Below are 11,790 nucleotides of genomic sequence, written 5' to 3'. Positions count from 1 at the left end.
CGGTCAGGGGGGTTGCCCGCCACGGGAAAATCAACGAAACCTTATCAGTGCTCGACCGCGCGAACCGTGGTCCGCCGACGGCCGCCCATTACGGTGGCCTGCGGTGTTGGGGCGGCACGATGTAGCCGGGATGGTTACGGCCGCCGGGGAAGTCGATGGTGCCCGGACGCGTGGTGCCGCGCCGGGGCGGGATCGCGGTGGTGCCCGTCGAGGGCCGCGGTGCGTGCGGATGCGGCTGGGCGGGCGTGTTCGGCGCCGGGGAATTGCGGTAGGGCTGCTGAGGGTATCCGGCGGGATGTGCGTAACCCGGTGCGGGCGGATACGACTCGCGGGCGCGCAGCACCACGCCGCCGGGGCCGGTCTGCTGCTGGTGATGCCACGGACCGGGGGCCGCGAACAGGGCGGCTCTGGCGGCCTGGGCGAACTCCGCGCAGCTGGCGTAGCGCGCCTCGACCCGCTTGGCCGTCGCCCTGGCCAGCACCGCGTCGAGCGTGGCGGGCAGATCGGGACTCGTGCTGTGCAGCGGCGGAATCGGCTTGCTCAGATGCGCTTGGATCACCGCGGCCGGGCTCGGTCCGGGGAACGGCACCGAGCCGGTCAGCATCCAGTACAGCGTGCAGGCCAGCGAGTACTGGTCGGCGCGATGGTCGAGCGGGGCGCCCGCCAGGTGTTCGGGCGCGGCGTAGGCCAGGGTGGCGGTGATGGTGTCACCCGAGGACAGGGTGGTCTCGCTGTCGCGCACCGCCGCGATACCGAAGTCGGTGAGCACCACGCGTTCCGGGCGGCCGATCGGCGGCTTGGCGAGCAGGATGTTGGCCGGTTTCACATCGCGGTGCAGGACCCCGCCCGCGTGCGCGAAGTCCAGCGCGGTGGCGGTCTCGGCGACGATCTGCACGGCCCGCCCCGGCGTCAGCACGTTCACATCCGCGGTGGCCACATCGGTGCCCGCCACGAACTGCATCGAGATCCACAGCTGGTCGTCTTCTGCGCCGCGGTCGTAGACATTGACGATATTGGGGTGCTCGAGCTGGGCGACCAGGTCGGCCTCGCGTTCGAAACGGCGGCGGATCTCCTCGTCGGCGGACAGGTCGCGGCTGAGCAGTTTCAGCGCGGTCAGTCGCGGCAGGCGGGGGTGTCGCGCCAGGTAGACCACGCCCATGCCGCCGGTACCGAGCACACGCCGGATCGTGTACCCGGCGAACACATCACCTTTGCGCAACACGCGAAGTCACCCCCTCCAGGGCAGAGCAGCCGTTCGAATTCTACCGATGTATCTCCGCGAGGACCCGGGGTGCAACATCATCAGAACTTGTCGGTGCTTGATATTAGGGTCAATTCATGCGCATCGGAGCACACGTTCGAGACGAAAGTGACCCCATCGGCTTCGCTGACCAGCTCGGCGCCGAGGTCATCCAGCTGTTCGTGGTCGATCCACAGAGCTGGGACAAACCCCAACCGCACCCCAGAGCGGCCGAGATCCTGGCCAGCCCGGTCGATGTGGTCGTGCACTCGTCGTACCAGATCAATGTGGCGAGTCTGAACAACCGGCTGCGCATGCCCTCGCGCAACGCGGTGGCCCAGCAGGCGAAGGCCGCGGCCGAACTCGGCGCGTTCGGCCTGGTCGTGCACGGCGGGCACGTGCGCTCCGACGCCGAGCTCGACACCGGAATCGACAACTGGCGCAAGCTGTTCGAACGTCAGCAGGACAAGGGCGGGTTCGCGGTGCCGATCCTGATCGAGAACACCGCGGGCGGCAATCACGCGATGGCCCGGCACTTCGACTCGATCGCGCGGCTGTGGGACGCGGTCGGCGAGTACGGCGCGGGCTTCTGCCTCGACACCTGTCACGCGTGGGCAGGCGGCGAGGAGCTGGTCGGGGTGGTGGAGCGGATCAAGGCCATCACCGGACGGATCGACCTGGTGCACCTGAACTCCTCGCGCGACGAGTTCGATTCCGGCGCCGACCGGCACGCCAATTTCGCCGACGGGACCATCGATCCGCAGCTGCTGGCCGAGGTCTGCCGCACGGCGGGCGCGCCCGTCATCCTGGAGACCCCGGCCGACGGGGTCGCCGAGGACCTGGCGTATCTGCGCGAGAACCTGGGCTGAGCGGCTTCGGATCAGCCAGAGATAAACCCTGTCTGCGGCGGCGTTTTCGCGGTGTTCTGGAACCACAGCACATCGAGCGAGAACGAATTGAAGGTGATCCCCATGACGGTCGACACTGCCTCCCAGCCCACCCTGACGGTGACCAAACTCGGCGCCCACATCGGTGCGCGGATCGACGGCGTGCGCCTCGGGGGTGAGCTGGACGCGGCGACCGTCGCGACGATCCGGCGCGCGCTCAACGAGCACAAGGTGATCTTCTTCCGTGGCCAGGACCACCTCACCGAGGACGGCCAGTACGCGTTCGCCGAGCTGCTCGGTTCGCCCACCACCCCGCACCCGACCGTGAAGTCGGCCGGGGTGAAGAGCCTGGCCATCGACTCCGAGCGTGGCCGCGCCAACTCCTGGCACACCGACGTGACGTTCGTGGACCGGGTGCCCAAGGCGTCGATCCTGCGCGCGGAGTACCTGCCCACCTACGGCGGCTCCACCACCTGGGCCTCCACGGTCGCGGCCTACAACTCCCTGCCCGCCCCGCTGCAGGTGCTGGCCGAGAACCTGCGCGCGGTGCACACCAACGTCTACGACTACGCGGCCCGCTCGGTGGAGCCGGTGCGGCCCAAGGCGGTGGAGTACCGCCAGGAGTTCGAGTCGGATCTGTTCGAGACCGAGCACCCGGTGGTCCGGGTGCACCCCGAGACCGGGGAGAAGGCGCTGCTGCTCGGGCACTTCGTGAAGAACTTCGTCGGCCTGTCCACGAGTGAGTCGCAGGCGCTGTTCCGTCTGTTCCAGGATCGGGTCACCCGGTTGGAGAACACGACGCGATGGAACTGGTCCGACGGCGACGTGGCGATCTGGGACAACCGGGCCACCCAGCACTACGCGGTGGACGACTACGACGGCCAGCCTCGTCGACTGACCCGGATCACCCTTGCCGGTGACATCCCGGTGGGCGTTGACGGGGAGCGCAGCACCGTGCTCACGGGCGACGCCGAGCACTACTCGATCGTGGAGGACGTGGAGTTGCTCGCGAGTTGAGTCGAGGTCGCGGCGGCGACTCCCCGACCACCTCGTCGCCGTGGCGCGCGCGACGTGCGTCCGACCGCCACCCGGCGACCCGCTAGAGTCGCGGGGTGGCGGACAAGCGTATTCGGCCGTTGGACGGTGTTCGCGTTCTGGAACTCGGCAATTATGTCGCCGCTCCCACCGCCGGACGGATTCTCGGTGACTTCGGCGCCGAGGTGATCAAGGTGGAGCGCCCCGGGACCGGCGATGAGCTGCGGAATTGGCGGTTGTACGGGGGTGATACCTCGATGCTGTACCGGACCGTCAATCGCAACAAGAAGTCGATCGTGCTCGACCTGCGCACCGAGGCGGGACGCTCGGTGGTGCTGGATCTGCTGACGCACTGCGATGTGCTGCTGGAGAACTTCCGGCCGGGGATGTTGGAGAAGTGGGGGTTGGGGCCCGAAGTGCTCGAGCAGGTGAACCCCCGGCTGGTCATCACCCGGATCTCGGCGTACGGGCAGACCGGGCCGATGGCCGAGCGGCCGGGATTCGCGGCGGTCGCGGAGGCCGTCGGCGGGCTGCGGGAGTTGGTCGGTGATCCTGATCGGCCGCCGGTGCGGACCGGGGTGTCCATCGGTGACTCGATCGCGGGGATCTACGCGGCGTTCGGCACGGTCATGGCCCTGTTCCAGCGCGAACGGGTGTCGGGGCCGGTGCCGCAGGTGGAGCGGATCATCGACGTGGCGCTCAACGAGTCGATCCTGTCGGTGATGGAGTCGCTGATCCCCGACCACCTCGCCTACGGCATCAATCGGGAGCGGGTCGGCGGGCGGATGGAGGGCATCGCGCCGTCCAACGCCTACCCGACCAGCGACGGCTACTCCATCATCATCGGCGGTAACGGCGACGCCATTTTCCAGCGCTACATGCAGGTCATCGACCGTCCCGACCTCGCCGCCGACCCGGAACTGGCCGACAACAACGGTCGCTGGCGCCATCGCGAACGCCTGGACGCCTCGATCGCGGAGTGGTCGATCCGGCACACCAGGGCCGACGCGCTGGCGATCCTCGACGCCGCCGCCATCCCGTGCGGCCCCATCTACACCGCGGCCGACATCGTGGCCGACGAGCAGTACCGCGCACGCAATATGATCCAGACGTTCCCGGTCGACGTGGGCGAGGCCGAACCCAAGCAGGTGGGGTTCGGTGGCATCGTCCCGGTGATCGGGGGGCAATCCCTGCCGATCCGCAACGTCGGCCCCGACCTCGGCGAGCACACCAGGCAAGTGCTCGGCGAACTGCTCGGGATGAGTGAAGATCAGATCGACGCGCTGGAGGCACTGTGACGAGGCGAGTACACGGCAGGCGCCGCCCGCCGGTGCGCAACAAGTGGGAACCGCGCGGCCCGGGGCATGTGCGCCCGACGGTGCACCCGACTCCGGCCAGTGTCGGCGACAAACCGTGCGGCGGGGTGATGTGCGTGCCCGCCCGCGAACCCGAGCAGCGGCGATGACCGCGCTGCTGCGCGATGTGACCCTGCGCGATGGTTTGCAGCTCACCGGCAAGGTGCTGCCCGTCGAACGCAAGCTCGAGATCGTGCGCGGACTGCTCGCGGCCGGGGTGCCCGCGCTCGAGATCGGGTCGATGGCGCGACCGGATCTGGTGGCGCCGATGGCCAATTCGCTCGAGTTGATCGCCGCGCTCACCCCCGACGAGCTGGCCCGATGCTGGGTGTGGGTGGCCACGCCACGCCATGTCGAGAAGGCCGCGGCGGCCGGTGCGCGCAATTTCCAGTACTGCTTCTCGGTCTCCGACGCGCACAACCGGGCCAATATCGGGCGCGATACCGAGACCTCGGTGGCCGCGATGCCCGACGCGATCCGGCTCGCGCACGAGGCCGGTGGCGAGCTTCAGCTGTGCCTGGCCACCGCCTTCACCTGCCCGTTCGACGGCCAGGTCGATCCGGCGCGCGTGCTCGCCATCGCCGGCGACCCGCGCACCGAGGGCGCGACCGACATCGTGCTGGCCGATACCCTCGGTCAGGCCCATCCCGGCCAGGTGAGCGCGCTGGTCAGCGCCGTGCGCGACACCACCCCGCCCCGGCGGATCGTGTTCCACGGGCACGACACCTGGGGCATGGGGGTGGCCAACACCCTGGCCGCCGTCGCCGCGGGCGCGACGATGGTCGACGGCGCCCTCGGCGGACTCGGCGGCTGCCCGTTCGCGCCCGGTGCCAGCGGCAACACCGCCACCGAGGACATCCTCTTCGCGACCCGCCCCGACTGGTTCACCCCGGCCGCGCTGGCCGCGCTCGTCGGGCTCAGCGAGGAGCTGCTGGCCGACCTCGGGGAGCCCAATCGGTCCCGTGCGCTCGAGGGCGCGCGGTCGAAGGCGGCGGCGTTCGAGTGGGTCGTCGGTTCGTGAGAGGTCGGTAAGACCTGCGGTATCAGGGGTATCCCGGATAGCGCGACCGATGGTGGCCGTACAGACTGGACCCATGACATCGCTTGACAAGGGGACCGAAGCGCCCCTGGCCGACTCCGATATCGCGGCCGCAGCAGTCGACCTGGTGAAGCTGTACGGATCGGGAGATACGCAGGTAAAGGCCCTCGACGGGGTCTCGGCGGATTTCGCCAAGGGCGAGTTCACCGCGATCATGGGCCCGTCCGGGTCGGGTAAGTCGACGCTGATGCACTGCCTGGCCGGCCTCGACAGCGCCAGCGCGGGCACGGTCCGCATCGGCGACACCGCGCTCACCGGCCTGTCCGACAAGCAGATGACCGCGTTGCGCCGCGACCGGATCGGGTTCGTCTTCCAGGCGTTCAACCTGGTGCCCACCCTCACCGCGCTCGAGAACATCACCCTGCCGCTGGACATCGCGGGCCGCAAGGCCGATCAGGACTGGCTCGACACCGTGGTCAAGCGGCTCGGGCTGGGCGAGCGGCTCTCGCACCGGCCCAGCGAGCTGTCCGGCGGCCAGCAGCAGCGGGTGGCGTGTGCGCGCGCCCTGGTCGGCAAGCCGGAGATCATCTTCGGCGACGAGCCCACCGGCAACCTGGACTCGCACTCCTCGGGCGAGGTGCTCTCGATCCTGCGGGCCTCGGTCGACGAGTTCAACCAGACCGTCGTGATCGTCACCCACGATCCGCGCGCGGCCGCCTACGCCGACCGGGTCGTGTTCCTCGCCGACGGTCGCATCGTCGACGAACTGCGCGAGCCGACCCAGGATTCGATCCTCGACCGGATGAAGGCGCTGGAGACCCGATGAGTTCTCCTATGCGCAAGGTTGCGTTGCGCAACCTTGCCGCGCACAAGGTGCGCTTGGTTCTGACTCTGTTGTCCGTGGTGCTCGGTACCGCGTTCATTTCCGGGTCGTTCGTGTTCACTGATACGTTGCAGCGCACTTTCGACGGCATCTTCGAAGGCCAAGCCCGTGGCGTGGACGTGCGCGTGGGCCCGGCCAACACTCAGTCGCTGGGTCTGCCGACCAATATCGTCGACGCGCTGGCCAAGACCGAGGGGGTCGCCCGGGTCGCGCCCGCGGTGAACGGGCCGGTGGTGCTGCTCGATCCCGAGGGCAAGAAGGCCGTGCAGACCGGTGGCGCACCGAGTTTCGGGCTGTCCTACCTGCCGCCGGACAAGGCGGTGGGCGAGCCGGACAAGTTCGTGGCCGGTGCTCCGCCGACGCAGACCGGCGAGATCGCGCTCAACTCCGGCGGCGCCGAGAAGGCCGGATTGCAGGTCGGTGACAAGACCAAGGTGCTCATCCCGTCCAAGGGTGAGCCGTTCGAGGTGACGCTGTCGGGCATCTACGAGATGCCGGGCGCCGAGGGCGGTGGCGTGGTCGCGGTGATGTTCACCGAACCGCAGGGCCGCAAGCTGTTCACCGACGGCTCGCACGTCGCCTACGCCGATATCGCCGCGGCGCCGGGGGTTTCGCCCGACGCGCTGCGCGATCAGCTCGCCGCCGGGCTGCCCAACTACAAGGTGCAGAACTCCGACGAGGTCCGCGAGGACATGAAGAAGGAGATCTCCGAGGCGCTCACCTTCATCAACTACTTCCTGCTCGCCTTCGGCGCCATCGCGCTGATCGTCGGCACGTTCATCATCTACAACACCTTCTCCATGATCGTGGCCCAGCGCCTGCGCGAACTCGCGCTGCTGCGGGCGATCGGCGCCAGCCGTCAACAGGTCGGGCGCTCGGTGGTCGGTGAGGCCATCGTGATCGGCCTGATCGGCAGTGCGATCGGTCTGGCCGCCGGTATCGGTCTGGCCTACGGGTTGTCCGCGCTGCTCAACGCGTTCGATCTCGGCCTGCCCACCGGTTCGCTGACGGTGCTGCCGCGCACCGCGATCGTCGCGCTGGTGGTGGGTCTCACCGTCACCGTGGCCAGTGCCTACGCGCCGGCTCGCCGGGCCGCGAAGGTGCCGCCGGTGGAGGCCATGCGCTCCGAATTCGCCAGCGCGGGTGACTCGCTGCGCCTGCGCACGATCGTCGGCGCGGTGATGGCCGTGGTCGGCGGGGTGCTGGTATTCCTCGGCGCGCAGGGCACCGGCAAGGGCTCGGCGGTGACCGTCGGCGTCGGCGCGCTCGCGTTGATCCTGGCGGTGCTGCTCGCCGCGCCCGCGCTGTCGCGGCCGATGGTGGTCGTGCTCGGGGTGCTCACCAAGCCGTTCGGCGCGATCGGGCAGATGGCGCGCAACAACGCGGTGCGCAACCCGCGCCGGACCGCGGCGACGGCGTTCGCGCTCACCCTCGGCCTGATGTTGGTCTCGGCGATCGGCATTCTCGGCGCGTCGGCCAAGACCAGCGTCGGGGTGCTCATCGACCGGGGCGTGAAGGCCGAATACGTGCTCGCCGGACCGCAGATGATCGGCGCGCCGATCGGCGCGGTGGACGCGGTGCGCACGCAGGTGCCGGGCATCAGCGACGTGACCGGGATCCGGGTGGTGGCCTTCGAGGTCGACGGCGACCAGGTCGGCGCCACCTCGCTGGACGGGCCCATCGACCCGGTGATGGACATCGACATGCTCAGCGGGACGAGCACCGTGCCCGCGGGCGGGATGCTCGTCGACGAGACCAAGGCGCAGGAGAAGGGCTGGAAGGTCGGCGACAAGGTCGGCATCACCAGCCTCGACAAGAAACAGCTCGAGCTCACCGTCGCCGGCGTCTACGCCAATTCGGCGCTGCTCGGACCGATGGTGGTCGACTCCGGGGTGTACGAACAGTTGATGCCGCAGAGTCTGCGGACCAATATCTTCGTGCTGGTCAAGGCCGCGCCGGGGACCGACCTCACCGCCATGCGGGCGAATCTCGAGAAGGCCACCGAGCCGTTCGTGGTGGTGCAGGTCCAAGACCACGAGCAGTTCAAGGGCGCGCAGGGTCAGCAGATCAACACCCTGCTCGCGATCCTCTACGGGTTGCTCGCGCTGGCGGTGGTGATCGCGGTGCTCGGCATCATCAACACCCTGGCGCTGTCGGTGGTGGAGCGGCGGCGCGAGATCGGCATGCTGCGCGCGGTCGGCACCCAGCGTGCCCAGGTGCGGCGCACGATCTACCTCGAATCCATGCTGATCGCCATCTTCGGTGCCATCGTGGGCCTGGTGCTCGGCATCGCGCTGGGCGTCGGCTTCCTGCGCACCCTGCGTGACATGGGCATCGACCAGATCACCATCCCGTGGTCGCAGTTGGTGATCGTGCTGATCGCCTCGGGCGTGGTGGGTGTGCTGGCGGCGGTGTGGCCGGGCGTGCGGGCCGCGCGGACGCCACCGTTGGCGGCGATCGCCGACCTGTAGTGATCGTCGGAATCCGGTGTCACCGTGCATCTTTCGCACGATGACACCGGATTTCGCGTTTCCGGGGGTGTACGGAAACGCTCACGCGGGATAGCGGTCGCGCCAATCGTCGGTGGGCTGACCGTGGGCGTCCACGGGTGGGGTGAGGCCGAATTCGGTGCAGTAGTCGGCGGCGAGGAGGTCGAGGACCGGGCGCACGTCGACGGTGTTCGCCCAGCGGCGCGGCAGCGCGGTGTGGCCGTAGCGGGCGCCGAGCAGGCTGCCGGCCAGGGAGCCGGTGGCGTCGCTGTCGCCGGAGTGGTTGACCGACAACAGCAGTCCCGTGCGGACGATCTCGTGGGGTGCGCCGCCGAGGTTCTCGGCGGCGAGGGTGGCGAAGACGGCGATCGCGAGGGCTTCGGGGCCGATCCAGCCTCGGCCGAGGGATTCGACGTCTTCGGCTGTGGGGTAACGCCGTTCGCGGTCGATGCGCGCGGCGAGGCGCTGTGCGGCGTTGAGGGCTGCCGAGGTTTCCTCGTGGTTCGGGTAGTTCGACAGTTCCTCGTGCGCGCGTGCGAGTGCGGTGGGGGTGTCGGCACCGCGTGCGAGCTGGTAGATCAGCGCGGACAGGGTGCCCGCCGGAAGCCAGCCACTGGGGTGTCCGTGGGTGAGTGCGGCAGCGTCGCAACCCAATTCGAAGATGGTGTCGGTGACAGCACCGGATCTGTCCGCGGCGTAACCGAATCCGCACGGGGCCGCGCGCATGACCGCGCCGCTGCCCTTGGAGCGGTTGATCGGGTGCTCGCGGGTGCCGAGCGGGGCAGTGGGCGCGCGGCGGTGCGCGGCGTGGCGCAGGGCGGCGTAGACCGAATGGGCCACGCCGCGTTGTTCGGTCAGTGCGGGGTAGGCGCGCAGAGCGCTGTGCAGGGTGTGGGGCTGGGCGGGCAGATCGGTGACCTGCCCACCGAGCCACACGAGCATGCCCTGCTGGAGCAGACCCATGGTCGCGCCACCGATGCCCTTGGCCCTGGCGCGCACAGATCCCCGGATCAGCGCTTCGACGGTGAAAGCGGTGAGTTGGGTTTCCTCGGAGATGCGCAGCGGGGTCATGTCGGTGAGTCCGGCGGGGCCGAATTCGGCGCGGATCTGGTGCAGGGAGCGGGTTTCCACCGGGGCGCCGAGGGCGTCGCCGATCGCGCCGCCGAGCAGGCAGCCGTGGACGGCCTCGCGCCAGACCGGGGCGGCGGTGCGGTGGGACACGACCGGGCTCGGGCCGGAGGGCGTCTCAGCAGGGGTGCTGCCGCGCTGAGGCTCGGTGACCGGTGCCGAGGCCGCGTCGGGGCGAATGTGCGGTGCCTCGGTGCGGGCGGTGCGTCGAGGCGCGGCGACCTGGACCGGGACGGCGGTGTCGGGCCCGGACTCGGCGAGCGTCTGGCCGGAGACGGGCGGGCCGTGGCGGTCGCGCGGTGGTTCGGGGATGTGCGATGCCACGAGGTCGAGCCCGGGGAAGGAGCCGGAGCCGGGTGCTGATCGGCGGTGGTGCAGGGCCTCGGTGAGGGCGGTGGCGAAGGCGGTGCAGGTGGGGAAGCGGTGGGCGGGGTCCTTGGCCATCGCCCTGGACAGGACCTTGTCCACGGCGGTGGACAGGGTGGCGCGGCGGGTGCTCGCGGCCGGTGGTGGGGCGTTGAGGTGGCCGAGCATGACGGTGGCGGGATTGGGGGCGTCGAAGGGGCCGGTGCCGGTGAGCAGGCGAAACACCGTGCAGGCCAGCGAGTACTGGTCGCTGCGGCCGTCCATGGGGGCGCTGCTGAGCTGTTCGGGGGAGGCGTAGGCCAGGGTGGCGGTGAACTGGCCGGTGCGGGTGAGGCCGCCGGCGTCGTCGAGGAGTTTCGCGATGCCGAAGTCGGTGAGGACCACGCGCTCGTCGAAGCCCGCGCCGACGCCCGCGGTGCGGGAGAGCAGGATGTTGGCGGGTTTCACGTCGCGGTGCAGCACGCCCTGGCGGTGGGCGTAGTCCAGGGCGCTCGCGGTCTGGGTGAGGATCTGGCCGATCCGGTGGATCCCGAACTCGCGCACCGGAACCGCCGACGCGTCGACCCCGTCGACGAACTGCATCGCGATCCACAGCCGCTCGGCCTCCATGCCGCGGTCGTAGACGGTGATGATGTTGGGGTGGTCGAGCTGGGAGACCAGGTCGGCCTCGCGCTCGAACCTGGCCCGGATCTCGAAGTCGGAGAACAGGTCCCGGTGCATCAACTTCAACGCGGTCAGGCGCGGCAGCCTGCGATCCCTGGCCGCGTAGACCGCTCCCATCCCGCCGCGTCCCAGTTCGCGCTCGATGACGAACCCGGCGAACACCGCCCCGCGCCGCAACATCGCCTCACCCCGTCCACCGAACCTGATGGTTGGCAGCCTAGTTGGCCGCGACACGACACGCGTCGGAGTCGGACGCTCTGCCCGGTGCCCGGTGCCCGGTGCCCGGTGCCCGGTGCCCGGTGCCCGGTGCCCGGTGCCCGGTGCCCGGTGCCCGGTGCCCGGTGCCCGGTGCTTGGTGCCCCGTGGCCCGGTGCTCGGTGCTCGGTGCTCGGTGCCCGGTGCTCGGTGCCCGGTGCTTGGTGCCCGGTGCCCGGTGCTCGGTGCCCGGTGCTCGGTGCCCGGTGCCCGGTGCTCGGTGCCCGTGGCCCGGTGCCCGGTGCTCGGTGCCCGGTGCCCGGTGCCCGGTGCCCGGTGCTCGTGCCCGTGGCCCGTGCTCGGTGCCCGTGCCCGTGCCCGTGCCCGTGCCCGTGCCCGGTGCTCGGTGCTCGGTGGCCCCGTGCCCCGTGCCTGGTGCCTGGTGCTCGGTGGCCTCGGTGTCGGGCTCCGGTGTCAGGTGCGGAGACTTCCGCGTCGGCCGGGCATTGG

Annotated in this window: 9 protein-coding genes; 7 read left to right on the top strand and 2 right to left on the bottom strand. The window is 70.1% G+C overall.

Annotation, left to right across the window (positions count from 1 at the left end):
• Positions 1-88 precede the first annotated feature (88 nt).
• Positions 89-1,222 (bottom strand): serine/threonine-protein kinase, encoded by a 1,134-nt coding sequence (locus ACFP3H_RS22680; protein ID WP_378609022.1) that lies wholly within the window; start codon positions 1,220-1,222, stop codon positions 89-91.
• Between the two features lie 116 nt (positions 1,223-1,338).
• Here ACFP3H_RS22680 and ACFP3H_RS22675 point away from each other — a divergent pair, with 116 nt between their 5' ends.
• The 7 genes from ACFP3H_RS22675 to ACFP3H_RS22645 all read left to right on the top strand — a co-directional run bounded on the left by ACFP3H_RS22675 (position 1,339) and on the right by ACFP3H_RS22645 (position 8,910).
• Positions 1,339-2,109 carry a deoxyribonuclease IV gene (locus ACFP3H_RS22675; protein WP_378609021.1) on the top strand — a complete coding sequence of 257 codons (771 nt, stop codon included), beginning with the start codon at positions 1,339-1,341 and terminating at the stop codon, positions 2,107-2,109.
• 102 nt (positions 2,110-2,211) lie between these two features.
• Complete coding sequence (locus ACFP3H_RS22670; protein ID WP_378609020.1) at positions 2,212-3,144, top strand: TauD/TfdA dioxygenase family protein; 933 nt, start codon at positions 2,212-2,214, stop codon at positions 3,142-3,144.
• A gap of 95 nt (positions 3,145-3,239) precedes the next feature.
• Positions 3,240-4,460, top strand: a complete 1,221-nt coding sequence (locus ACFP3H_RS22665) for a CaiB/BaiF CoA transferase family protein (RefSeq protein WP_378609019.1) — start codon at positions 3,240-3,242, stop codon at positions 4,458-4,460.
• A complete protein-coding gene (locus ACFP3H_RS22660) occupies positions 4,457-4,627 on the top strand; it encodes a hypothetical protein (protein WP_378609018.1) in 171 nt (56 codons plus the stop codon). Before ACFP3H_RS22665 ends, ACFP3H_RS22660 begins: the two co-directional genes overlap by 4 nt.
• A complete protein-coding gene (locus ACFP3H_RS22655) occupies positions 4,624-5,538 on the top strand; it encodes a beta/alpha barrel domain-containing protein (protein WP_378609017.1) in 915 nt (304 codons plus the stop codon). Before ACFP3H_RS22660 ends, ACFP3H_RS22655 begins: the two co-directional genes overlap by 4 nt.
• 73 nt (positions 5,539-5,611) lie before the next feature.
• Positions 5,612-6,382, top strand: coding sequence for an ABC transporter ATP-binding protein (locus tag ACFP3H_RS22650; protein WP_378609016.1), 771 nt, complete (start codon positions 5,612-5,614; stop codon positions 6,380-6,382).
• Between the two features lie 8 nt (positions 6,383-6,390).
• Positions 6,391-8,910, top strand: a complete 2,520-nt coding sequence (locus ACFP3H_RS22645; protein WP_417629267.1) for an ABC transporter permease — start codon at positions 6,391-6,393, stop codon at positions 8,908-8,910.
• Positions 8,911-8,991: 81 nt separating this feature from the next.
• Here the strand turns inward: ACFP3H_RS22645 and ACFP3H_RS22640 are convergent, their stop codons facing one another.
• Positions 8,992-11,265, bottom strand: coding sequence for an ADP-ribosylglycohydrolase family protein (locus ACFP3H_RS22640; RefSeq protein ID WP_378609014.1), 2,274 nt, complete (start codon positions 11,263-11,265; stop codon positions 8,992-8,994).
• Positions 11,266-11,790: the final 525 nt, after the last annotated feature.

This window comes from Nocardia lasii (assembly GCF_042658545.1).
Taxonomy (GTDB): Bacteria; Actinomycetota; Actinomycetes; order Mycobacteriales; family Mycobacteriaceae; genus Nocardia; species Nocardia lasii.
Note: the sequence above shows the minus strand (reverse complement) of the source record. Positions and strands in the feature narration are given on the sequence as shown.